General features: G+C 34.7%; 26 protein-coding genes. 23 read left to right on the forward strand and 3 right to left on the reverse strand.

The window, feature by feature from the left end; genetic code table 11:
* The first annotated feature begins 182 nt into the window (after positions 1–182).
* The 3 genes from adhE to ACFOZZ_RS10210 all read left to right on the forward strand — a co-directional run bounded on the left by adhE (position 183) and on the right by ACFOZZ_RS10210 (position 3,878).
* Positions 183–2,834 (forward strand): bifunctional acetaldehyde-CoA/alcohol dehydrogenase, encoded by a 2,652-nt coding sequence (gene adhE / locus ACFOZZ_RS10200; RefSeq protein WP_278779366.1) that lies wholly within the window; start codon positions 183–185, stop codon positions 2,832–2,834.
* Between the two features lie 126 nt (positions 2,835–2,960).
* Positions 2,961–3,578, forward strand: coding sequence for a VanZ family protein (locus ACFOZZ_RS10205; RefSeq protein WP_055234479.1), 618 nt, complete (start codon positions 2,961–2,963; stop codon positions 3,576–3,578).
* Between the two features lie 69 nt (positions 3,579–3,647).
* Entirely contained in the window at positions 3,648–3,878 is a 231-nt protein-coding gene (locus ACFOZZ_RS10210) for a hypothetical protein (protein ID WP_055234481.1), read from the forward strand.
* A gap of 16 nt (positions 3,879–3,894) precedes the next feature.
* Here ACFOZZ_RS10210 and ACFOZZ_RS10215 read toward each other — a convergent pair whose 3' ends face one another.
* Positions 3,895–4,683: a Cof-type HAD-IIB family hydrolase gene (locus ACFOZZ_RS10215; protein ID WP_055289825.1), complete on the reverse strand. Its 789-nt coding sequence runs from the start codon at positions 4,681–4,683 to the stop codon at positions 3,895–3,897.
* Between the two features lie 167 nt (positions 4,684–4,850).
* On the opposite strand from ACFOZZ_RS10215, the gene ACFOZZ_RS10220 reads away from it, so the two are divergent.
* The 20 genes from ACFOZZ_RS10220 to ACFOZZ_RS10315 all read left to right on the forward strand — a co-directional run bounded on the left by ACFOZZ_RS10220 (position 4,851) and on the right by ACFOZZ_RS10315 (position 24,051).
* Positions 4,851–5,699, forward strand: coding sequence for a sulfide/dihydroorotate dehydrogenase-like FAD/NAD-binding protein (locus ACFOZZ_RS10220; RefSeq protein ID WP_055234482.1), 849 nt, complete (start codon positions 4,851–4,853; stop codon positions 5,697–5,699).
* Between the two features lies 1 nt (position 5,700).
* Complete coding sequence (gene gltA / locus ACFOZZ_RS10225; RefSeq protein ID WP_278779362.1) at positions 5,701–7,089, forward strand: NADPH-dependent glutamate synthase; 1,389 nt, start codon at positions 5,701–5,703, stop codon at positions 7,087–7,089.
* On the forward strand, positions 7,090–7,434 hold the full coding sequence (locus ACFOZZ_RS10230; protein WP_055289821.1) for a zinc-ribbon domain-containing protein: 345 nt from the start codon (positions 7,090–7,092) through the stop codon (positions 7,432–7,434).
* 189 nt (positions 7,435–7,623) lie between these two features.
* Entirely contained in the window at positions 7,624–8,301 is a 678-nt protein-coding gene (locus ACFOZZ_RS10235) for a MurR/RpiR family transcriptional regulator (RefSeq protein ID WP_376815193.1), read from the forward strand.
* A 109-nt stretch (positions 8,302–8,410) separates the two neighbouring features.
* Positions 8,411–9,799, forward strand: coding sequence for a glycoside hydrolase family 1 protein (locus ACFOZZ_RS10240; protein ID WP_376815194.1), 1,389 nt, complete (start codon positions 8,411–8,413; stop codon positions 9,797–9,799).
* Between the two features lie 2 nt (positions 9,800–9,801).
* Complete coding sequence (locus ACFOZZ_RS10245) at positions 9,802–11,103, forward strand: PTS sugar transporter subunit IIC (RefSeq protein ID WP_278780013.1); 1,302 nt, start codon at positions 9,802–9,804, stop codon at positions 11,101–11,103.
* A complete protein-coding gene (locus tag ACFOZZ_RS10250) occupies positions 11,096–12,364 on the forward strand; it encodes a glycoside hydrolase family 1 protein (protein WP_279148374.1) in 1,269 nt (422 codons plus the stop codon). Before ACFOZZ_RS10245 ends, ACFOZZ_RS10250 begins: the two co-directional genes overlap by 8 nt.
* Positions 12,365–12,478: 114 nt before the next feature.
* Complete coding sequence (locus ACFOZZ_RS10255) at positions 12,479–13,138, forward strand: helix-turn-helix transcriptional regulator (protein WP_279147485.1); 660 nt, start codon at positions 12,479–12,481, stop codon at positions 13,136–13,138.
* A 10-nt stretch (positions 13,139–13,148) separates the two neighbouring features.
* The gene (locus ACFOZZ_RS10260; RefSeq protein ID WP_055233854.1) at positions 13,149–14,789 is read left to right on the forward strand and encodes a putative manganese-dependent inorganic diphosphatase; all 1,641 of its coding nucleotides are present in this window, start codon (positions 13,149–13,151) and stop codon (positions 14,787–14,789) included.
* A gap of 279 nt (positions 14,790–15,068) precedes the next feature.
* Positions 15,069–16,499 carry an amino acid permease gene (locus tag ACFOZZ_RS10265; RefSeq protein WP_055233855.1) on the forward strand — a complete coding sequence of 477 codons (1,431 nt, stop codon included), beginning with the start codon at positions 15,069–15,071 and terminating at the stop codon, positions 16,497–16,499.
* A gap of 68 nt (positions 16,500–16,567) precedes the next feature.
* Positions 16,568–17,887 carry a M18 family aminopeptidase gene (locus tag ACFOZZ_RS10270; RefSeq protein WP_055233856.1) on the forward strand — a complete coding sequence of 440 codons (1,320 nt, stop codon included), beginning with the start codon at positions 16,568–16,570 and terminating at the stop codon, positions 17,885–17,887.
* Between the two features lie 29 nt (positions 17,888–17,916).
* The gene (locus ACFOZZ_RS10275) at positions 17,917–18,249 is read left to right on the forward strand and encodes a hypothetical protein (RefSeq protein ID WP_055233857.1); all 333 of its coding nucleotides are present in this window, start codon (positions 17,917–17,919) and stop codon (positions 18,247–18,249) included.
* 172 nt (positions 18,250–18,421) lie between these two features.
* Entirely contained in the window at positions 18,422–19,114 is a 693-nt protein-coding gene (locus ACFOZZ_RS10280) for a glycerophosphodiester phosphodiesterase family protein (RefSeq protein WP_376815195.1), read from the forward strand.
* A complete protein-coding gene (locus ACFOZZ_RS10285; protein ID WP_006505749.1) occupies positions 19,114–19,386 on the forward strand; it encodes an RNA-binding S4 domain-containing protein in 273 nt (90 codons plus the stop codon). The genes ACFOZZ_RS10280 and ACFOZZ_RS10285 overlap by 1 nt, the downstream gene beginning before the upstream one ends.
* Before the next feature lie 72 nt (positions 19,387–19,458).
* On the forward strand, positions 19,459–19,746 hold the full coding sequence (locus ACFOZZ_RS10290; RefSeq protein WP_055233859.1) for a septum formation initiator family protein: 288 nt from the start codon (positions 19,459–19,461) through the stop codon (positions 19,744–19,746).
* A gap of 34 nt (positions 19,747–19,780) precedes the next feature.
* A complete protein-coding gene (locus tag ACFOZZ_RS10295; RefSeq protein WP_376815196.1) occupies positions 19,781–20,545 on the forward strand; it encodes an alpha/beta hydrolase in 765 nt (254 codons plus the stop codon).
* Between the two features lie 2 nt (positions 20,546–20,547).
* A complete protein-coding gene (locus ACFOZZ_RS10300) occupies positions 20,548–21,369 on the forward strand; it encodes a Cof-type HAD-IIB family hydrolase (RefSeq protein ID WP_055233861.1) in 822 nt (273 codons plus the stop codon).
* Positions 21,370–21,372: 3 nt separating this feature from the next.
* Positions 21,373–22,203, forward strand: coding sequence for a Cof-type HAD-IIB family hydrolase (locus ACFOZZ_RS10305; protein ID WP_055233862.1), 831 nt, complete (start codon positions 21,373–21,375; stop codon positions 22,201–22,203).
* Entirely contained in the window at positions 22,190–22,846 is a 657-nt protein-coding gene (locus ACFOZZ_RS10310) for a uracil-DNA glycosylase (protein WP_278780023.1), read from the forward strand. The genes ACFOZZ_RS10305 and ACFOZZ_RS10310 overlap by 14 nt, the downstream gene beginning before the upstream one ends.
* On the forward strand, positions 22,846–24,051 hold the full coding sequence (locus ACFOZZ_RS10315) for a bifunctional folylpolyglutamate synthase/dihydrofolate synthase (protein WP_286696727.1): 1,206 nt from the start codon (positions 22,846–22,848) through the stop codon (positions 24,049–24,051). Before ACFOZZ_RS10310 ends, ACFOZZ_RS10315 begins: the two co-directional genes overlap by 1 nt.
* A gap of 84 nt (positions 24,052–24,135) precedes the next feature.
* On the opposite strand, the gene ACFOZZ_RS10320 is transcribed toward ACFOZZ_RS10315, so the two are convergent.
* Both ACFOZZ_RS10320 and ACFOZZ_RS10325 read right to left on the reverse strand, forming a co-directional pair.
* On the reverse strand, positions 24,136–24,330 hold the full coding sequence (locus ACFOZZ_RS10320; protein WP_376815197.1) for a hypothetical protein: 195 nt from the start codon (positions 24,328–24,330) through the stop codon (positions 24,136–24,138).
* Position 24,331: 1 nt separating this feature from the next.
* Positions 24,332–25,286, reverse strand: a 955-nt coding sequence (locus ACFOZZ_RS10325) for a transposase (protein ID WP_376815198.1), incomplete at its 5' end; no start/stop codon positions are given.

Genomic DNA, 25,286 nt, shown 5'->3' on the forward strand with positions numbered 1-25,286 from the left:
GATAAAAACTAAGTATAAAATAGCACAATCGGATATCCCTAAACTGCAAACGTTTTCAGTAAATGCATTTTATAAATTGTGTAATTTTTCACAAAAGTATGCTTGTTTTTTCACAAGAACTCATGTATAGTGAACTTACAAAATATGAAGAAGAAATATTTTGGTCAATGGAGGATATAAAAATGGCTGATAAGAAAGTCGAAAAGAAAGTTGAAGAATGGACAGAAGAAAAGACTGATGCTTGCATTGATGAGTTAGTTAATAACGCATTAACAGCATTAGATGAATTCGAAGGTTTTGACCAGGAAACTGTTGACTACATCGTAGCAAAGATGTCAGTTGCTGGTCTTGATAAGCACGGTGTTCTTGCAGAAGCTGCAGTAAAAGAAACTGGCCGTGGTGTATTTGAAGACAAAGCTGTTAAGAACTTATTCGCTTGTGAATATGTTACTAACAACATGCGTCATACAAAGACTGTAGGTATTATTAATGAAGATCCACTTACTGGTATCACTGAAATCGCTGAACCAGTTGGTGTTGTTTGTGGTATCGTTCCAGTAACAAACCCAACTTCTACAGTTATCTTTAAGTCTTTAATCGCTATGAAGACTAGAAACCCAATCATCTTCTCATTCCACCCAGGTGCTCATGACTGTTCAGTTATGGCTGCTAAGGTAATGTTAGATGCTGCTGTAAAAGCTGGTGCTCCTAAGAACGTAATCCAGTGGTTACCAATGAAAACTATGTATGCAACTAGTGCATTAATGAATCATCCAGGTGTTGCTACTATCTTAGCTACTGGTGGTAACGCAATGGTTAAGGCTGCTTACTCTTGTGGTAAACCTGCTTTAGGTGTAGGTGCTGGTAACGTTCCAGCATATGTAGAAAAGTCTTGTAAAATCAAAATGGCAGCAAACGATATTTATTTATCAAAATCATTTGATAATGGTATGATTTGTGCATCTGAACAGGTAGTTGTTGTAGATCACGAAATCTATGATGAATTCAAGAAAGAACTTGGTCGTTATCATGTACATTTCTGTAATGCTGAAGAAAAGAAGAAACTTGAACAGTTCATGTTCGGTGCAACAGCATACAGTGAAAACGTAAATGAAGCTAGATTAAACAGCATCGTTCCAGGTAAGAACGCTACTTGGATCGCTGAACAGGCTGGCTTCAAAGTAGCTGATGATGTTCAGATCTTAGTTTGTGAAGTTAAGGAAATCGGTCCTAACGAACCAATGACTAGAGAAAAGCTTTCTCCAGTATTAGGTATGATCAAAGCAAACTCTACTGAAGATGGTATTGAAAAGGCTGCTCAGACTGTTGAATTCAACGGTTTAGGACATTCAGCTGCAATCCATACTACTAATCATGAAATTTCTAAAGCATTCGGTAAGAGAATCAAAGCTATCCGTATTATTGAAAACGCTCCATCTACATTCGGTGGTATCGGTTCAGTATACAATGCATTCTTACCTTCATTAACACTTGGTTGTGGTTCTTATGGCCATAACTCAGTATCAAACAACGTAAGTGCTATTAACTTACTAAATATTAAGAGAATAGGGAGACGTAACAACAATATGCAATGGGTTAAACTTCCTCCAAAGATTTATTTCGAAAGAAATTCAATCAGATATCTTAGAGATATGAAGGAAATGAAGAAAGCAATGATCGTTACAGACAGAGGTATGTATGACCTTGGTTATGTAGGAAAGATCGAAGACGTTATCAAGAGAAGACGTAACAAAGTAGACGTTGACTTATTCATCGACGTTGAACCAGATCCATCTTTAGATATGACTCTTAAGGGTCTTGAAATCATGAAGAGCTTCCAGCCTGATACAATCATCGCTATCGGTGGTGGATCTTCAATGGATGCTGCTAAAGTTATGTGGTTAATGTATGAACATCCAGAAGTTAACTTCGACGACATCAAGCAGAAATTCATGGATATCAGAAAGAGAGCATTCAAGTTCCCAGAACTTGGTAAGAAAGCTAAGTTAGTATGTATCCCAACTACTTCAGGTACAGGTTCAGAAGTAACTCCATTCGCAGTTATCACTGATACTAAGGAAAACAAGAAATATCCATTAACTGACTACGCTTTAACTCCAACAATCGCAATTGTTGACCCTGAATTCGCTATGTCTATGCCACCAAGAATCGCTGCTGATACTGGTATCGACGTATTAACTCATGCTATTGAAGCATATGTTTCAATCTTAGCTTCTGACTTCACTGATGGTTGGGCTAAACAGGCTGTTAAGTTAGTATTCGAAAACCTTGAAAAGTCAGTACTTGAAGGTGATCCTGATGCTAGAATCAAGATGCATAACGCTGCAACAATCGCAGGTATGGCATTCGCTAACGCATTCTTAGGAATGAACCACTCATTAGCTCATAAGATCGGTGGAGAATGGCATATTCCTCATGGACGTACTAACGGTATGTTATTACCACATGTAATCAGATACAATGGTACAGTTCCAACTAAGCTAAACATCTGGCCAAAGATCGAAGACTATAAGGCAGATAAGAAATATAGAGAATTAGCAGAATTAATCGGCTTACATCCAAAGACTGATGCAGAAGGTGTTGAAATGTTCGCACAGGCTGTTGAAAAGTTATGGGTAAAAGTTGGTGGTGCTGTAAACGTTAAGTCACAGAACATCAGCAAAGCTGATTGGGAAGAATCAGTACATAGAATCGCTATGAACGCATACGAAGACCAGTGTACTCCTGCTAACCCAAGAATGCCTATGGTTAAAGATATGGAAGCTATCCTAGAAACAATCTACGATTACGAATCTCCATTCGCTAAGAAATAATTCTTAAAACCATTTAGAGGAAAGCCTTACGGCTCTCCTCTTTTTTGTGTTAAATTATGTTAAATTGAATCGTTTATTGACTCATATAAGTGAACTCATTAAAATGTGCTTTTGGAGGACACTGTCATGAAACATAAACGTTTTTTATTCTTACTTACTGCAGCTGTCGCTTTTATTATTCAATTAATAGATATCATTTCTTATACAATCAAGTTTTCTATTACACAGACATTTGTGCTTGTTATTATTCAGATGATTGGTTTGGTGGGCTACGCTTATGGTGCAAGAAATGTAGTAAAAAATAAAAGACGAATGTTTTACATACTGCATAGTATCGCATTCATCATCTACATTATAAATCTTACTTATCAATTGTTCCTTAACCCAGCATTAAGACATGTTAAAGTTATAAGTAGTGTGAATATCAGTCCATTAAAGACAATATTTCTCTATTACACAGCTTATACAAGACATACCTTGCCAATTAAGAATATCATTCTGAATATGATTGGGAATGTCATGTTGTTCATGCCTTTTGGCTATTTTGTATATGTCTTATGTAAACCAATGCGTTCATTTCTACCTTATTTTCTCTTTTTCTTATTCATGATTATAGGAGTAGAAGTCATTCAATATATTTGGAAGGTTGGATCAGCAGATATAGATGATATCATTCTGAATATGAGCGGCGTACTGATTCTATATATTGTATTGAAAATCCCATTCATTAAAAAAATATTCTAAAATCAAAAAAATCACAAGTATTACACATCTTTTCTGTTACAATAATTGTATAAGAAAGAGGTGAATCTTGTGCTTTTTATTTTTCTACTATTGTTGTTCTTATATTTGTTCCTTACAAAATACTACATCACTGAAGATGTGATTGTAAAAGAAGTCCTTGAAGATAAGATCATATTTGAATCTGAGCTAGGAAAAGAAATTACACTCAAAGTAACAAAACCTCATGAATATCTAGAAGGACAAAAGGGACAAGTCTCATTCCATGGAGAAAGAATCGTATCATTTCAAAAAGCAGCCTAGAACGGCTGCTTTTTGATTAGATGACGTTAAAGTGCTTTAAGGCATTGTAGATGCCATCATCTTCAATATCAGTTGTAATATACGTTACATAATCAAATAGAACAGGATTAGAATTACCCATAGCTACTGATTCCTTAGTATAAGTCAACATTGGTAGATCATTTGTAGAATCACCAATAGAAATACAATCATCTATAGAAGCACCAATGAGATCAATAAATGTCTGAATACCTGTTGCTTTAGAACATGCTTTAGGAACTACTTCAATGAAGTCTTCAGCACGCTGGATATATTCTAAATCATCTTTAAATGCATCCTTAAATGCTTCAATATCATCTTCTGGTGTATACCATGCAGTGAACTTATCAAAATTAGGTTCATCATCTTTATGATATACAGGAACATTTACTTTAATATCACTATAATGTTCTTTGATTTCCTGAACTGTTTTTGTCTTAATTGTTTCAGGGAAATAAATAGATTCAGGACCTTCTAATACGGCATCAATATCTAATTCTACCGCTTTATTCACAATTCCTTTCTTTAATTTTGAAGGAAGTTTAGCATGATAGATTTCTTTACCATGATAGTAGATATTAGTTCCACAACCACAGATATAACCATCTAATCCTAATTCTTTAATTACATCTTCTATAATACAAATAGTACGTCCTGTATTCACCATCAGGATATGTCCATTATCCTGAGCTAGTTTAATTGCTTTTTTTGTACTTTCAGGAACAGTGAAGTCTGTTTCTGTAGATAAAGTACCATCGATATCAAAAAATACAACTCTTCGACTCATAATTATTCTCCTTGCTTCATAAACTAAACCACAAATAATTACATCTGTCAACAATCTCTCAATTATTGAAAATGCCACATGTTAGCGCATTAATTTACTATCAAGCGACATTGAATAGAAACCTAATATGTGATAAGATTAAATAAGATTCAGAAAGGATTGAGAATATGTATAAGATTGTAAAAAAAGAAGTACTTAATGACGTTGTACAGTTAATGGAAGTACATGCGCCAATGGTTGCAAGAAAATGTGAACCAGGGCAGTTTATTATTTTACGTGTAGGAGAAGACGGAGAAAGAATCCCTCTTACAATTGCTGATTATGATAGAGAAAAGGAAACAATCACAATAATTTATCAGATTGTAGGTTACTCTACTAAACAGCTTGCTAAGTTAGAAGAAGGAGACTATATCACTGACTTCGTAGGTCCTCTTGGTGTCCCTACACATCTTGAAAAGAAGGATCATGTTATCGGTGTAGCTGGTGGTGTGGGTAGTGCACCATTATTCCCACAGTTAAGAAAACTAGCAGAACTTGGTACTAAGGTTGATGTAATCATCGGTGGACGTGAAGAACAGTATGTATTATGGGCAGATCGTTTTAAAGAATTCTGTGATAATGTATATATCGCTACTAATGATGGTTCTGCAGGTACAAAAGGTTTTGTTACTGATGTTTTAACTGATTTACTTGATAAGGGTGAAAAGTATGATGAAGTTATTGCAATTGGACCAGTTGTAATGATGAAGGCAGTTGTTGGAGTAACTAAACCTAGAGATATTAAGACAATGGTTTCACTTAACCCAATCATGATTGATGGTACTGGTATGTGCGGATGCTGCCGTGTAACTGTTGATGGTAAAATCAAGTTTGCCTGTGTTGATGGACCGGACTTTGATGGTTTAAATGTTGATTTTGATGAATTAATGGCAAGACAGAGAATGTTCAAGGAAGAAGAACATCTTGTTGACAGCAATGCAGACCGTATGTGTAACTTAATGAAGGGGGTTAAATAATATGCCTAATATGTCAAATAAAAAGGTAGAAATGCCTTCTCAGGAACCTGAAATTCGTTCAACTAACTTTAAAGAAGTTGCTTTAGGATATACAAAAGAAATGGCTCAGGAAGAAGCAACTCGTTGCTTAAACTGTAAAAAGCCTCGCTGTGTAGAGGGATGTCCAGTAAATGTACCTATCCCTCAGTTTATTCAGGAAGTAGTGAATGGTGATTTTGAAAAAGCTTATGAAATCATCACTACAGAAAATGCTTTACCTGCTATCTGTGGTCGTGTATGTCCACAGGAAAACCAGTGTGAAGGTAAGTGTGTAAGAGGCTTTAAGGGTGAATCAGTTGCGATTGGTAGACTTGAAAGATTCGTTGCTGATTACCATAGAGATCATGGCAAGCCAGCTGAAACTAAGATTGAAAAGAATGGCAAGAAAGTGGCAATTGTAGGTTCAGGACCTTCAGGTATTTCTTGTGCTGGTGAACTTGCTAAACGTGGTTATGATGTGACTGTATTTGAAGCATTACATAAAACAGGTGGTGTATTATCTTATGGTATCCCAGAATTCCGTTTACCAAAAGATTTAGTACAGGCTGAAATTGATGGTGTTGCAGACTTAGGTGTTAAGTTTGAAACAAACGTTGTAGTAGGTCGTTCTATCACAATTGATGAGTTACAGGAAAGTGGCTATGATGCTGTATTCGTAGGTGCTGGTGCTGGTTTACCTCGTTTCCAGGGTATCCCAGGTGAAAACCTTGATGGCGTTTATGCTGCAAACGAATTCTTAACTCGTGTTAACTTGATGAAGGGTTATGAATTCCCTAACCATCCTACTCCAGTAAAAGTAGCTGATACAGTATGTGTTGTAGGTGCTGGTAACGTAGCTATGGATGCTGCAAGAACTGCTAAGAGACTTGGTGCTAAGAACGTATATATCGTATATCGTCGTAGTGATGCTGAAATTCCTGCACGTGCTGAAGAAGTACATCATGCTAAGGAAGAAGGTATTATCTTCAAGTTATTAACTAATCCAGTTGCTGTTCATGGTGATAATGGTGCAGTTAAGGCTCTTGAATGTGTAGAAATGGAATTAGGAGAACCAGATGCATCTGGTAGAAGAAGACCAATTGCAAAAGAAGGTACTAACTTCACTATTGATTGTGGAACAGTTGTTATCGCAATCGGTCAGTCTCCAAACCCATTAATCAGACAGACTACTCCTGGTCTTGATTGCCAGAAGTGGGGCGGTATCATTGTTGAAGAAGAAACTAACCATACATCTAAAGAAGGCGTATGGGCTGGTGGTGACGTTGTTACTGGTGCTGCTACTGTAATTCTTGCTATGGGTGCTGGTAAAAAAGCAGCTAAAGCTATTGATGAAAAATTAAGTGGTGAATAAATGTATTGTACACGATGTGGTAAAGAATTAGAGGCAGGTACAAAGTTCTGTCCTAATTGTGGAGAACCTGTAAGATTAGAAAATAGAACAGACTACACAACTATGGAAGACTATGCTTCTAGTAATGGCTATACAAGTCCTTATTATGAAGAAGATCGTGCCTCTGTTGGATTATGTATCATTTCATTCTTATTTCCTTTTATGGGTGTTATCTTCTTCTTTATGAAAAGAAGAATGACTCCTAAAAAGGCAAAGGCATGTTTGATTACAGGAATCGTTAGTTTTATATTGAATTTTATTGCAACTTATGCATTATTATTAAACACAGGAATCAGAATCTTTTGATTCCTGTGTTTTTCATACTTGTAAAGTAATAATCTGATTTAGTAAAATAGAGAAATGGAGGTGTTTATTATGCCAAAAGGTATTTCAATCATGTCTCGATTATTAAGTATTGTAAATTATGGCGATGGTAAAGAAGTGAATGCGGATATTGCTAAGACAATATTACAGAATTATAATAAGATTCCATAATTGACTATTTTTGATCTAGCTGATTTGTGTTATGTGTCGTCTTCATCTATTACAAGATTTGTGAGAACACTTGGGTATGATAGCTATAAACAATTTAAGAATGATATAGATAATACTTTGACTATTGATGTAGATTATTCTAAACGTATCAATATGGCAACTGCTGAAGACTTAAAGCCCATTTATCAAAGATATACAGAAAATGTCATTGAGAACATACAATTCACTTTTGACCATATAGATTATCGCCAATTGAATAGAGTTTGTGAAATGATCTATCAGGCGAAGGAAATTGCTTTATTTGGTTTAGAATATGCCAATTATGTAGGTATTCATTTCCAAAATAAGATGGCAAGTTTGAATCGTTTAATTCAATTAGGTGTTTCTGATGAAAAACAATTAGAACTTGCGAAAAGACTTGCACCACATTCTCTTGTTTTCATCATCTCTTTAGAAGGAAGTTTCTTTTATCGTAATACAGAGATTATTGATATATTGACAGAAAAAGAATGTAAGATTGTGGCTATATCTATGATTACGGTTGGTAAGCTTATTAGTGCATGTGATGAAGTTATTCTTTGTAATAAGACAAATAGTAATACTGAAGGGCGTATTACTTTGATGTACACCATTGAGTTGATTATCATTTACTACTATATTAACTACTCACATATATAAAAAATTTCATAAACTGAAATTATGCTGGAGAATATGACATCTTCAGCATTTTTTTGACGAAAAAAATGAGTTCACTTTGTATTAAGATATCTGTGGGAGGAAAAAGAATATGAAAAACAAAGAATTTCCTAAAGATTTCTTATGGGGCGCCTCAACAAGTGCCTTTCAAGTAGAAGGCGGTTTTAATGAAGAAAGAGGTATAGCGAATAGCGACATGCGTCATATACCAGATGGTTTGGCAGACTATAAAACAGCCTCGGATCATTATCATCATGTCAAAGAAGATGTGCAATTGATGAAAGAACTGGGGATGAAAGTCTATCGCTTTTCATTCTTTTGGTCAAGAATCATGCCAGATGGTGAAAATGTCAGTCAGAAAGGATTGGATTTCTATCATAAACTCATTGATGCACTTCTTGAAAATGGAATTCAGCCGTTTCCAACACTTTATCATTTTGAAATGCCTTATGCATTGATTGAAAAGTATGGAGGATGGAAGAGTCGTAAATGTGTAGATGCATATGTAAAATATGCCAAAATCTGTTTTGAAGAATTTGGATCGAAGGTTAAAATGTGGGCAACCATCAATGAACAGATGTGTGCTACGGCACCAGATGATATGAATATGAATCTTGAAAAAGATCCACATTTAAGACAAAAGAATCTATATCAGATGTCATATCATATGACTTTAGCTGAAAAAATTGCAACAAGTTATTTTAAAGAAATGGTTCCTGATGGAAAAATTGGACATGTAGTTGCGATGCAGGTGATTTATCCAGCAACGTCCGCACCAGAAGATGTGCTTGCTGCAAAGAATGCAGAGGATGAAGTGCAGTGGAGTTTCCTTGATTTATCTATTAAGGGGCATTACTCTCATCACTTTACAAAATATTTGAAGGATAGAGATTTTTATCCAGAAATGAATGAAGAAGATTTCCATTATCTTAAAGAGAATCATCCAGATTTCATTGGTGTAAACTATTATGCAAGCTGCACAGTCAGAGCAAAACGTCCAGATGATGAATGTACAAGAATGCCACCGTTCTATATCAGTGATCAGTTCTATGTTGTGAATAATGAAAAATTGAAACCAACAGAATGGATGCATTTTGGAGTTGATCCAGATGGTCTATATATTGGAATTAGAAATCTCTATGACAGATATGAATTACCAATGATTATTACTGAAAATGGTATGGCTTATACAGATAAAATAGAAGAAGATGGTTCAATTAATGATATTTATCGTATTGATTATCTGACAAAACATATTAATCAGTGTTATAAGCTGATTGAAGAAGGGTATCCGCTTTTTGGATATTGTCCTTGGTCATTCTTGGATGTTGTCAGTTCACATGAAGGTTTTAATAAACGTTATGGTCTTGTTTATGTAGATCGTACAAATACAGATGTAAAATCATGTGCACGTATTAAGAAGAACAGTTTTTATTGGTATAAGAATGTTATTGAGAATAATGGGCTTAAAGGAGAATAATTATGAACAAGTTTATACAATTCATGGAAGAAAAATTTATTCCAGTTGCAAATAAAATATCTAGAATTAAAGCATTGCAGGCAGTATCAGGAGGTTCTATGTCACTTCTAGGTGTTATCATGGTAGGAGCAATTTTTTCGGTTTTAACTTCTATCACATGGTCACCTTATCAGAATTTCTTAAAGGCAACACACTTATTGACTATCATTAATTTTGTACCTAATGTCACTACAGAGCTTATTGGCTTATTTATGGCATTCTCTATTGCATATAATGGGGCTAAGGTTTATGGCATTGAAAAGAATGCATTTAATACAGGAGTAATATCTTTAGTGACATTCATTCTATTAGCACCTATTACTGTACAACAACAAGGTATGGTATCGACTAATATGTTTAATGCAGCTTATTTTGGACCAAAAGCTGTTATTTCAGCAATTGTTGTTTCATTGATTGTCATTCAGATTATGAAGTTCTTTATGAATAAGAATATTACAATCAAGATGCCAGAAGGTGTTCCACCAATGGTCAGCAATTCATTCACTTCATTAATTCCAGCAGTTGTCATTGTATTAGTGTTTGGTCTTATAAAATATGGTTTCTCTATCACTCATTTTAAGACATTTAATGATTTTATCTATACAATCATTCAGACACCATTGCAGTCTCTAGTAGGAAGTTTCCCTGCATTTATCTTATTATTAGTAATTGCCCAAATATTATGGTTCTTCGGTATTCATGGATCACAGACAGTTTTACCAATTCTTATTCCAGTTTGGTTAGGTTATATGTCAGAAAACACAGCTTCACTTGCTGCAGGACATGGGATTGTCCATACTATTAACTTTGGTTTATGGGATTTAGCTTGTATTGGTGGTTGTGGTGCGACAATTGGTTTAGTTATTATGATGTTCTTTACAGCTAAGAGTGAAAGATATAAAGCATTTGGTAAAATTACTCTCCCTTGTGGAATTTTCAGTGTCAATGAACCAGTTATCTTTGGCTTACCACTAATGTTAAATGTTATGACAATCATTCCATTTATTGTATGTCCAATCGTTGTGTCATCTGTAGGTTACTTACTCATGAAGCTTCATATCATTGCACCTTATATTGGTATTCTTGGAACAGGATCTCTTCCACCATTTATTCATGGTATGGTAAATGGAAGCATTAGTGCAGGTATCTATGAACTTGTTGCAGTTGTTTTGTCATGTGTTGTTTGGTATCCATTCTTTAAGATGTTAGATAAACAGGCATTAGAAGAAGAAAATAAAATGAAGGAAGAAAATGTAAATGATTAATATACTAGAATATTCAGATATTACATTCCCAGAAGATTTTCTATGGGGTGCTTCTACTGCGGGACAACAGATTGAAGGTAACAACAATTCATTTTATGATGATAAGGAGACTGCACCTAAGTTTGCTTACGGTGGTGTACCTTATCAAATGGCAGGACGTGCATGTAATAGCTATGAAATGTATAAAGAAGATATCGCATTACTAAAGAAGATGCATTTAAACTCATATCGTATGTCTTTGGAATGGTCACGTATTGAACCAGTAGAAGGGCAGTTTAATGAAAAAGAGATTGAACATTATAGAGATGTCTTGAAAGAATTAAGGAAGAATAACATTAAAGTATGTTTAACACTTCATCATAATTCACATCCTGTTTGGTTTCACCAGTTAGGTGCATTTAAAACTATGGATAATCTTGACTATTTCTTAAGATATGTGGAAAAGGTTGTACCAGAATATGATGAATATGTAGAATGCTGGTTGATCCTCAATGAGATGAACATCGTCTTCGAATATACAATTGAAGAAAGTATTAATTTGCTTCAGTATCATGCCAAGGCATATCATGTCATTAAGAAATATTCTAATAAGCCTGTATCATCTCCAATGAACTATGCAGAAAAGAAACCAATGAGAGGTGTTACAGATAAACCGGATCAGATCATGGCAGATTATATTGATTATATGGAAAACGAATTCTTCTTGCATGCAATAAGAACAGGAGAGATTGTTGTTCCCTTCCATGATGCTATTTATATGCCAGAATTAAAGGGAACATGTGATTTCTGGGCGGTGAATGTTTATACTAGACAATTGATTAATAGTAGAAAAGAAATGTTTAGATTTGATCGCTATGAAGCAAGCAGTATTCACAGTTTGGATGTTCCATATTTTAGTGATGATATTTGTCCTGAGGTCATTTATCACTGTTTAAATAGATTAAAAGATAAGCCTGTACTTATTACTGAAAATGGTATTGCTTGCAAGAATGATAAATATCGTATCATTTACATTGCGGCTGTACTACAGGCTGTCAAGCAGGCGATGGATAGCGGTGTGAAAGTATTAGGTTATCTTCATTGGTCCTTGCTTGATAACTGGGAATGGGGAACTTATACACCTGCATTTGGTTTGGCTTCAGTTGATCATGAAACTTATAAAAGAACACTCAAGCCAAGTGGATATTTCTATGGTGAAATAGTAGAAAACAATGCCCTCACACTTAATGTTATTAAAAAATACTATTCGAATAATATATAGACACCAAATTGGTGTCTTTTTTAGTTTAAATAAAAAAAATCTATTTTATGATAATAATAATTTACTGATTTTTTTTATTATGATAAAATACTCTGTTGTAAAGGAGGAAGTATAATGCATAAATTATTAGAACCCTATGCAGCGCTTGTCCCATTCTTAGGTGTTGCGTTAGGGGACAATGTTGAAATAGCTTTACACGATCTCACATCTCCTGAACAGGAAGTTGTTGCTATCGCAAACGGAGAGATTTCTGGCAGAGAAGTTGGTGCTAAGCTTTCAAATTTATCTGTTCATTATTTAGAAACAAAACAGTATGAAAAAGGTGACTATGTCATGAACTACAAAACAGCAGGACCTGATGGTAAACTGTTAAAATCTTCAACATACTGGATCAAGGAACCAGGAAATGTTTATCCTGTTGGTATGCTTTGTATTAACGTTAACGTCACAGATTTTGAATATATTGAAACTGCGATGAGAAGAATTCTTGGCATTAAAGATAATACAAATGTAGAATTCAAATATGATAGCCCAATCGAAATCTTATCTTCTCCACTTGATGAGATGGTAGAAAAATACATCAATGAATGTATGCAGAATATGGGAGTTCCATCTTATGTTCATGCAGAAAGATTAAAAGTAGAAGAAAAGATCAGAGTTGTTAAATACTTACAGGATAAAGGAACATTTAAAGTAAAAGGTGCAATTGCCCTAGTTGCAGATAAGTTAGATGTTTCTGAACCAACAATTTATCGTTATTTAAAGAAAGTATAGGAGGAAAAACATGGATTTAGTTTACGTAAGTGGTCATAAGAATCCGGATACAGATTCAATTTGTGCGGCCATCAGTTATTCATATTTATTAAATGCAACTCATAAGTACGGACAGGCAGTACCAGTAAGACTTGGTGAAGTAAGCCGTGAAACTGAGTATGTATTAAAGAGATTTAATGCACATACACCACAGTTATTAAAATCAGTTAAACAGAAAGTAGAAGATCTTGATTATGATCAGGTGACTCTTTTCTCTAAAGAACTCACTTTAAGAACTGCCTGGTCATTAATGTGCCAGATGAACTTAAAGAGCGCTCCAGTATTAGATGATCATTCTCATCTTCTTGGTTTATTATCTTCTACAAACATTATTGAAGGTTATATGGAAGACTGGGATAAAGATATCTTAAAGAATGCACATACTCCAATCGAAAACGTTGTAGATACATTAGATGCGAAGATTGTTTATTTAAACCCTGAATTACGTACTATCAAGGGTAGTCTTCATATTACTGGTATGAACTCTCAGGAAGTTATTGATCATGTCAATGAACATGATGTTATCATTACTGGCGGTGACAGAACTGAAGGTATTCGTGAAATGTTGAAGAAGAAGGTTGATTTAATCATCCTTACTAACTCATTACACTTAGAAGAATCAGTTCTAGAAGAATGTAAGAACGCAGGTGTCAGCGTAGTGACTACTGCTTTCACTACATTCAAGACTTCACAGCAGATCATTCAGGCAGTACCTGTTGAATATGTTATGCAGAAGGGTGATTTAACATGCTTCTCTACAGATGATACTGTTGACTACTTAAAAGAAGTTATGAGTGAAACAAGATATCATTCATATCCTGTTATTGACTTAAATGATCAGGTAGTAGGTACTATCTCTCGTTTCCAGGTTATTACTGGTGATCATAAGAAGATGATCCTTGTTGACCATAACGAAAGAGGACAGGCTGTAGAAGGTATCGAAGAAGCTGAAATCCTAGAAGTAGTTGATCACCACAGAGTGGCTGATTTCCAGACTGTTGGTCCATTACAGTTTAGAGCAGAACCACTTGGCTGTACTTGTACAATCATTGCAAAGATGTATAAAGAACAGGGTATTGAAATTCCTAAGAATGTGGCTGGTTTAATGTTAGCGGCTATCATCTCTGATACATTATTATTCAGATCTCCAACTTGTACAAAGACTGATAAGGAAATCGCCTTAGAATTAGCTTCAATCGCTGGTGTAGATGCTGAGGAATTCGGTCTTGCAATGTTTAAGGCTGGTACTTCATTAGTTGGTAAGACTATTGAAGAAATCTATAACCAGGATTACAAGGTATTCAACATTGGTGATGCAAAAGTAGGTATCGCTCAGGTTAACACTATGGATATCGATGGCTTTGCACCACTTAAGGGTGAAATGCTTGAATATATGGAAAATCTATGTGTTGAAAATGGATTTGATGCAGCAGTTCTATTATTAACTGATGTCATCAATGCAACAAGTGAAGTATTTGTTGCTGGTACTCATCCAGAATATGTAGAAAATGCCTTCAATGTACAGTTAGTTGAACATGAAGCAAACTTACCAGGTGTTATCTCTCGTAAGAAGCAGGTTGTTCCAGCTATCACGCGTGCAATCAACGCTTAATAAATTTAGCTATTTGTTGAGAACTCAACGAATAGTTTTTTTTATTATTTGAAAATGTTGATAAATTAGAACAATAAGAATAATTTATTATTGCGCACTTAATTGAAACAGTTACTTAAAACAATATTTCACTACATCACCATAAATATCGCTATAATTTTATCTAAATTTGTGTTTTGTACATATAAAAGTATGGTATTTATGTGAAAAATTTGGTATACTTATTGAGGCATAAAAAGATTGTTTTAATTTTTACACAAAATATTTAAGGAGGAAAGTATGGAAAACTCAAAAATGAAATGGTATACCCTGGCTTTTATGGCATTTTCTACTGTTTGGGGATTTGGTAACGTACTAAATGGTTTCGTTTACTTCAACGGTATCCAGGTTATATTCAGCTGGATTTTAATGTTCGCTTTATACTTCGTACCATATGCCCTTATGGTTGGTGAACTTGGTTCAGCATTTAAAAATGCCGGTGGGGGTGTCAGCTCATGGATCATGGAAACAATGGGTCCTAAACTTGCATATTATGCAGGGTTCACTTATTGGGCTTGTCACATCACTTATATCGCAAGTAAAGGTACTGGTGGATTAAAGGCTCTTAGCTGGGTAATCTTCAGAAACCATACGGTTTATGATAGCTTACCAACTATCTATGTTCAGTTAGCTACACTTGCTGTATTCTTATTTTTCTGCTATATCGCAAGCCGTGGATTAAACCCACTAAAGAAACTTGCTACATTAGCAGGAACTTCAATGTTTGTTATGTCAATCCTTTATATCTTAATGATGTTCGCAGCACCAGCTATCAACCCTAATGGTGGTTATGTACATATGGACTTTAGTTTTAAAAACATCGTGCCACAGTTCAATGTACAGTACTTCACATCATTATCTATCTTAGTATTCGCAGTTGGTGGATGTGAAAAGATTTCACCATATGTAAACAAGGTAGAAAACCCTGAAAAGGGATTCCCTAAAGGTATGATTGCACTTGCTATCATGGTCTGTGTATGTGCTATCTTAGGTACATTCGCAATGGGTATGATGTTCGATCCTAAGATGATCAATGCTTCTGAACAGGCATTCGAAAGCTATGTTGCTAACGGAGCTTATTGGTCATTCCAGAAATTAGGTGAATACTATCATATGGGTGATGCATTACTAGTTATCTACGCATTATGTAACATGGTTGGTCAGTTCTCTACTTTAGTATTAAGTATTGATGCTCCACTTAGAATGTTATTAGATAACGAAGAAACTAGAGAATATATCCCATCTGTTTTATTCAAGAAGAACAAGTATGGTGCATATATTAACGGTATTAAGTTAGTTGTTGTACTTTCTGGTTCAATCATCTTAATCCAGTCATTCGTTCCTGGTGCAGCTGCCGTATTAAAACAGTTAAATAAACTTAACTCAGTATGTATGCCAATGCGTTACTTATGGGTATTTGCCGCTTATATTGCTTTACGTCAGGCTTTGGACAAGTTCCCAGCAGATTATCGTTTCGTTAAGAATCAGGCTGTTGCTAAGTTCTTCGGTATCTGGTGCTTTATCGTAACTGGTGCTTGCTGTGTACTTGGTATGTATGACAAAGATCCATTCACATTCGCATTAAACGTAATTGCCCCTGTAGTTCTTTGTGCTTTAGGATTAATCATGCCTAAACTTGCAGAAAAAGAACGCCGTGAAGGAAAAAGATAAATGATATAAAAATATCCTTTTGGCAGGGCCAGAAGGATATTTTTATATCAATTAAGGAGATAATAAAAATGTTTAAGGAAACTTCAAAAGAATTATTAGATTTCTTATCAAAAAGTCCTACTGCTTTCCATGCAGTAGAAAACTATCGTCAGATCTTAAATGCTGATGGATTCGAAGAATTATTAGAAAGTGAACACTGGAATATCGTACCAGGTGGTAAGTACTATGTAACAAGAAATAATACGAGTATCTTAGCATTTAAAGTAGGTACAAAATTAGATAATTACAGTTTCAACATCGTTACTTCACATACAGATTCACCAACTTTCAAGGTTAAAGAAAATGCGGAAATCGAAGTAAAGAATAAGTATACTCAGTTGAATACTGAAGGATATGGAGGAATGTTATGTGCTACTTGGTTAGATCGTCCTCTATCAATTGCTGGTCGTGTATTAGTATCTGAAGGTAACAGCATTGTTACTAAGTTATTAAATATTGATCGTGATTTATTAATGATTCCTAATGTAGCTATTCATATGAACCGTGCTGCTAATGATGGATTCAAGTATAACTTACAGGTAGATATGCTTCCATTATTAAGTGCTGGTGATGATCGTCAGAAAGACTTCAAACAGATTATTGCTGATGAATTAGGTGTAAAGAAAGAAGACATCTTAGGACATGACTTATATCTTTACAACCGTATGGCTCCATCTATCTGGGGTGCTAATGAAGAATTCATTTCTGCAGGTCACTTAGATGATTTACAGTGTGGTTTCGCTTCATTAAAGGCATTACTTGCTGGTTATAACGATGAATCTGTCGATATCATGGCTTGCTTTGATAACGAAGAAGTAGGTTCAGGAACTAAGCAGGGTGCTGACTCTACATTATTAAGAGATACATTAACTCGTATCAACAGTGCTTTAGGTAAGACTGAAGAAGATTACCACCGTGCACTTGCATCAAGCTTCATGCTTTCTGCAGATAATGCACATGCCGTACATCCAAACCATCCAGAACATACTGATGCAACTAACTGCACTTATATGAATGAAGGTGTTGTAGTTAAGTCACATGCTGGTCAGAAATATACAAGTGATGGTGTATCAATGGCAGTTGTAAAGGCTCTTGCATCTGGGGCAGATGTACCTCTACAGTATTTTGCTAACCGTTCAGATAAGGCTGGAGGAAGTACATTAGGTAATATCGCTATGGCTCAGGCTTCTATGAATGCTGTAGATATCGGTTTACCTCAGCTTGCAATGCATTCATCATATGAAACTGCTGGTATCAAGGATACTTACTATGCAATCACATTAATGAAGGCATTATTTGATTCACATATTCAGGAAACATCTACTCATAGCTTAGAAATTAAACGCTAATGAAGTTTCAACAAGATAGAGAGAAGCTCATGGTTTCTATGATGGTAGGAACCATGACTTCCTATATTGCTCTTATGTTTGTCAAAGAGTTCATCAATCAGAAGTATTTAATCAATTTCTATATCGATAGCTTAGTTGCGGTTGTTGCGCTTGTTCTGGCATTCCTGCAGATCAAGATGCAATATAAGATATATAAAGAGAGAAAAATCTCTTCTAAATCATTAAATATTACATTACTCAGCATATTCTTTGCATTGATTTTAAATGTTTTATTCCCTAAAGGAATTGATTTCTCATTCCTTGTATTAGTCATCGGAATGATTGCTTCAAATCGTTTGTGCAGTAAAGAATGGCCAAAATAAAAGATTTCCACGGAAACACTTTTAATCTATATTTAACCTTTTATGACTATCTTTATTACAGAAAGATGTTATAATGGATTAGGAAGAGAACATAAGCACCTGCCGATTCTCTTCAACTGCCTCATGCCAGTGACCTGAACGCTGGCTTTTTTTGTTAGAAAGGGTGATTATAATGAAAAGATTAGCACATAGAGGGTATAGTGATTTATTTCCAGAAAACACAATGTCTGCTTTTGAAAAAGCAGTAAATTCTTCATTTGAAGGTATAGAAACAGATGTACAGATGACAATAGATGGCGAACTTCTGTTATTACATGATGATAAGATCAATCGTACCAGTGATGGTAAAGGTGTTTTAAGAAATATGACATTTAATGAAGCACGTCAATATAATTATAATAATAAGATGGATATCACAGAACAGATTCCTACGCTTGATTCTCTCTTGACATTACTTGATTCTACCGATAAATTATTGAATATAGAAATCAAGGATACTGTATCAAGTGGTCTTGAAGAAAAACTAAGAGATGTGATTATGAAGCATCATATGACAGATCGTATTTATTTTTCTTCTACAAGTCTAGAAAGATTATTAAATATGCGTACTTTAATGCCTGATTCTTATTATGCCTTAATCGTACTAAGAGGTTATAAGAAGTGTAAGCAGCAGGTGATTGATCATCATTTAGATGGTATTCATAGTCGTTATTCTTATTTAACACATGAAGAAATAGTAGATTTAAAAAGTAGACATATTAAAATAGGTGCCTGGACAATTAAAGAAAAAGAACAGTATGACTTCTTTAAGAAAGAAGATATTGATTTTATATTTGCGAATGGATTATTTGAAGAGGATAAATAATGAGACTAGATAAATTTTTAAAGTTATCACGTATTATTAAGAGAAGAACATTATCTAAAGAAATAAGTGAAGCATCACGTGTTAAAGTAAATGGTAAAGTAGCTAAACCTGCTACTAAAGTGAAAATTGGTGATGAAATAGAAGTCAGCTTTGGACGTACTATCTTAACAGTGAAAGTATTGATGCTTAAAGATCATGTATTAAAGGATGAAGCATCTTCTCTTTATGAAATTATTAAAGAAGAAAAAGTAGAAGAAGAAACTATTTACTAAGAGCCTTTTGTAAGGTTCTTTTTTTAATCGCAGAATAATGGTATAATGCGATTAGTTAAGGAGTTGACTCGAATGGCTAAAAAGAAAAGAAAAATGGGTAATATATATGGATTAGTCTTTATTGTGATTTCCGCATTTCTCATTTATACTTTAATCGCAAAAGTACAGCATATTCAGGCTGAAAAGGCCACTTATCAGAAACTTGTTGTACAAGAGAAGGAATTAAAGAAAGAAAAAGCAAAGCTTGCTAAAGAAGTAGATAGTTTGAATGATAGTGATTATGTAGTACGTTATGCACGTAGTCATTATATATTTTCTAAAAATGGTGAAGAAGTGATTATTCTACCGGAAAACAAATAAGCATGAGGCTTATTTGTTTTTGTAAGGAGATTATATGTTTCAAAAGATTTATAATAAATGTAGAGATAAAAATATAATTGTATATCTTCCTGATGATTATTATCAAAGTGAAGAGAGATATCCTGTTCTTTATATGAATGACGGTCAGAATGCCTTTTTTGATGATCAGGCTTATATTGAAGTAAGCTGGGGTATGGAGGATTATTTAAAAAGAAGTGGGATGAAGGTCATAGTTGTGGCTATTCCTTGTGTCTTTAGTGAATATGGCCGTGCAAGTGAATATGGGCCATGGGATGTTGAAAGTGGTACATTAATGCGTGATGATTCTCATGAGATAATTAAAGGTAAAGGAGAAGACTATTGTCAGTGGCTGATTCATGATTTGAAGCCCTCTATAGATCGACGCTTTCGAACTATTAAAGATAATACTGCTATGGTAGGAAGTTCTTCTGGTGGAGTAATCACTGCTTATGCCTGTATGAAGCATCCCGATGTATTTCATAAAGGTGCTGCAATATCAACAGCATATTGGCTTTATCAGAAGGAATTTGTTGAGTTAGTGAAGACAAGTGACTTAAGTGGTCTTGAACGCTTTTATTTTGATGTAGGTGGTAAAGAAGGTTATGATGATGAGTCATTGAGTCAGGACTATTTATGGTCTAATAATGAAATAGAATATTTAATAAGACAGAAAGGCATTCATTATATGTATCGTGTCTTCGAAGAGGATGTACATAGTGAAGCCTGCTGGAGAAATAGAGTACCAGTCTTTATGTTTTATTTATATGGAGGAAAATAATTATGTATCAAATGATGTTATCGGATTTAGACGAAACACTTCTTATAGGTCAGCATGTTCCTGTATTTAATCAGGAGGCAATACGTGAAGCTAAAAAGCATGGTTTGCGTTTTGTAGTAGCCACTGGACGATCTCATAGAATGATTGGGGATATTCTTAAAGAAATTGGTACATATGATATGCCAGGTGAGTATTCTATCTGCTTTAATGGTGGGCTTGTTGTAGAGAATAAATACTTTAAGATTCTTCATTTCCAGGGTCTTGATTATGAATTATTAAAGAAATGCTTTGACTATGGATGTAGAAAAAATCTCTGTATGCTTGTATTTACTTTAGATTGTTGTTATATTTATAACCCAGATGAATTTGAAGTAAATAGAAAGATTGAACAGAAAACACCAATGAAGGTGATATATGATCATGAGACGGAATTCTTAAAAAATGAATCTATCGCAAAGATTCTTTTGGTAAAGAGAGATATTAATTATCTTAAGGAGTTACGTGATGAGATGTATCAGGATATTGGAGATCAAGTAGAACTCACTTTCTCTTCTGATCGTTATCTAGAATGCAATGCGATTGGCATTAATAAGGGTGTGGGTTTAAAGTGGCTTGCAGATTATTTGAATATTGATATCAAGGATACGATTGCGATTGGTGATAATTACAATGATGTATCAATGATCAAGGAAGCAGGACTAGGAGCCTGCGTGAGCTGTGCTCATGATGATATTAAAGAAATCAGTGATTATGTCTGTGAAAAGAATTTTGATGAAGGTGCAGTGAAGGAAGTAATTGAAAAATTTGTATTAAAGGGGGTATAAGAGATGGAATATAAGTTAATTGCAAGTGATTTAGATGAAACTTTATTAAATGATGATCATGTTGTACCAGAAAGTAACATTTACTGGATTCAAAAGGCAGTGAAGGAACGTGGTGTGAAGTTTGTACCTGCAACAGGAAGAGGTTATATGCAGATTCAGCCAGAATTGACACAGTTAGGCTTAAAAGATATGGAAGGAGAATATGTCTTAAGCTTCAATGGTGGTGCATTAACTGAAAATAAAGGAAATCGTATTATTGAATTCAATGGTTTAGGGTTTGATAAGATGAAGGAAATCTTTGAATTTGGTCTGAAACAGGATGTCTGTATTCATGTTTATACAAATGATACACTTTATATTTATAACTTAAGTGAATCTGAAGCAGAAAGATTGAAGAATCAGAAACTTGAAGTTGTTTATCCTGAAGAAAACACTGTTGATTTCTTAAAGGATGCGACTATTGCGAAGATTCTATATCAGAATGTGGATGTGCCTTATTTAATGAGTTTAGAGCCTCAGATGACAGAAATTACCAAAGGATGTGCAGTAAGCTATTCTTCTAACCGTTATATGGAATTCAATCGAGAAGGCGTAGATAAAGGACAGGGATTACAGGATCTTGCAGATAAGCTAGGTATTAAGATTGAAGAAACAATTGCAGTAGGAGATAACTATAATGATATGGCTATGCTTAAAAAAGCAGGTCTATCTGTTGCAGCAGGTAATGCAGTTGAAGATGTAAAGAAGGCATGTGACTACACAACGCATGCAGATAATAATGAAGGTGTAGTTGCAGAATTGATTAAGAAGTTTATTTTCCATGAAGACATTTAAATCAATTATAGAAAATGAAGCACAGCAGCCTTATTACAAAGCGTTACATGAATTTGTAGAAGAAGAATATGCTTCAAAAACAATATTTCCACCTCATAACCATATACTGCATGCATTTAATTTTTGTGATTATGAAGATATTAAAGTGGTTATTATTGGACAGGACCCTTACCATGAACTTCATCAAGCCAATGGTTTAGCTTTTAGTGTGAATAAAGGTGTACGCACACCACCTTCACTTGTAAATATTTATAAAGAAGCTCACAGCGATGTAGGTATTGATATTCCCAATCATGGAGATTTAACATCATGGGCAAAGCAGGGGGTTCTTTTATTGAATACTGTATTAACAGTACAGGAAGGATGTGCGAATTCTCATAAAGGTAAAGGATGGGAAATCTTCACTGATCATATTATTGAAGAAATGAATAAACGTGAAAAGCCTCTTGTTTTCATTTTATGGGGACGTCAGGCTGCCAATAAAGCAAGTATGATTGATACAACAAAGCATTGCGTTATTACAAGCGCACATCCATCTCCTTTAAGTGCCCATCGTGGGTTCTTCGGCTCAAGGCCATTTTCTCGTACAAATGAATTTCTTGTAAGTCAAGGAATTGAACCTATAGATTGGAGGATTGACTGATGTTTAGAAATATAGATAAAGCAATCGCATATATTGAATCTAAAAGACATAAGAATACAATTGAATCTTTTAGGAGAATTTTAGAAGAGTTAGACATTAATACAAAACAGAAGAATATGATTCATGTTGCCGGTACGAACGGAAAAGGATCTACAGTCAACTATCTAAGAAGCATTTTGAATGCACATGGATATCATGTAGGAACATTTACTTCTCCTTATATGATTAAGCATAATGATCGCATTCGTATTGATGATCAGCCTATTAGTGATGAAGATCTTCTTGCACTTATTAATAAATATGAAACAGTGATTGAAGAAAAGAACTTATCCATGTTTGAAATTGATGTTTTAATCATGCTTGATTACTTCTCTTCACATGATTTAGATTATCGTATTATTGAGTGCGGTATTGGCGGCGCCAATGATAAGACAAATGTGATTCAGCCAATTATCAGTGCAATTACTAATATTGGTAACGATCACTTAGATCAGATTGGCCCAAGTCTTTATGATGTCATTAATGAAAAGATGGGAATCATCAAAGAAGGACAGTATTTTATTACAAGTGAAGTGGAAGGAATGGTTCTTGCAAGATTACAGGAGCAATGTGATGCCATGGGTGCGACAATGGTTGTTGTGCCGGAATATCAGGTATCACGTTATCCGTTCCATTTTCGTTATCGTGATATGGTCTTTACCTTAGAAAAACAAGGAATCTACCAGGTTGCAAATGCACGTTTAGCACTCACAATTGCGAATAAGTTGATTAATCTTGATGAAGAAACAACTGAAAAAGCTGTTGAAGAAGCAGTGTGGTATGGTCGTTTCGAAATGATGAATGTAGCAGGACATAAGGTAATTCTTGATGGTGCACATAATACAGATGGTGTTAAAGCTCTTTTAACAACAATGCAGTATATGCGTACTGAAGATACTGTCTTTATTTTCTCTTGTTTAAAGGATAAAGATGTGGATGAAATGATTGAACTTATTGATGAAGCAGGTTATCCAATATATCTCACTTCATTTAATGATGAGCGTGCGTCTGATTTTGAGGATTATCGCAGTTTCAGTACCGTAACAGTAGTGCCTCACTTTGCGGAGGCAATCAAAGTAGCCTTACTTAAACATGATCAGCTTGTTATAACAGGGTCACTACACTTTATTTCATCAGTAAGAAAGTATCTCAAACAGAACTATTAAGGGTAATTTAAAATAACTAGGGGTTTCCCAAATTTTAATTATCACGTAGTATGGGGTGAGCTTCACCCCATACTTTTTTATGCTCTAGAAGTCTATTTCAGAAATATCTAAATCTAACGATGAGTCTTTATCGTTATTTTTTATTAGGGGATACTGAATATCATCAATTCGTTGAGAAATAGACTCCAGACGAATAAGAATATCCTCTAAAACTGAGTCTTCCTCAAGTATTACTGGTTCAGTACTCTCATCAACAATAAGTTTAAATACCTTACTCATATTATTTGCCATCCTTTTTGATACTTGTGTAATAGAAGGTTGTATCCTCATTTAATGTATAAAGGATGCGATTGCGAAATCTCTCCCAGTTCAGATAGCCGTTTGAGGCATGCTTGATTAGTTTGATAGACTTGTTTCTGTTTTCAACGATGGCAGTGTTCATCTTTCTGTTTGCCTTGTCATCCACAATTATGAAGCTGTTGATGATCTCTCTTTTCCAGTTAGTAAGAGTATTCGCAAACGGACTCATCTCTGCAATAGGACTGCTTCTGAAATCAATTATAATCTTCTCAAGCTGTTTCTTTGCAGTGTCATAAGTGCAGTGATCATAGAAATAGGTAACATCATTCCTTAGATAGAATGCATCCTCTAGTTCATCATCAATGGCCAGCATAAAGTCCAGTATTTCGCTATAGTTGAGATATCTATTCAGCGTACGATTGAATTTTCTATCGACGTTGACATCTAATATTTTTTTGTTGGTTGAAAAAAGCAGCCAATTGAATTTTTTTAATACATAATAGTATCTGGATGCTTCTTCGAGTTCTACTATTTCTTCAGGGGTGATAGTTTTATTATTTTCCTTCGGTTTAAGAGTGTTAATAGTCTTTCTGAATCTGTTCTGAACGCGGATTCTTACTCTATCTACCCTTCGATTTAATTCCTGAATTACGTGGAAGTGGTCAGTTATACAGATTGCACTGGGGAAAACATGCTTTGTGATAATTCTATATGTTTCCCACATGTCAAATGAGACATATTTAACCTTGTTGCGCTCCTCCGGTGGAATGAGCATGAAATAATTAAGCAGATCATACTTGCGTCTGGATGGAAGTACATCCACAATCTTCTTGTCCAGGTAGTCTACAATCACACAAACATAATTACTGTCATGAGACTTGAAGGCGTACACTTCATCCAGAGCAAGGCACTCAGGAAGCTGTCTTCTGGAGATG

Source organism: Catenibacterium sp. GCM10023432, from assembly GCF_042651925.1.
Classification (GTDB): Bacteria; Bacillota_I; Bacilli_A; order Erysipelotrichales; family Coprobacillaceae; genus Catenibacterium; species Catenibacterium mitsuoka.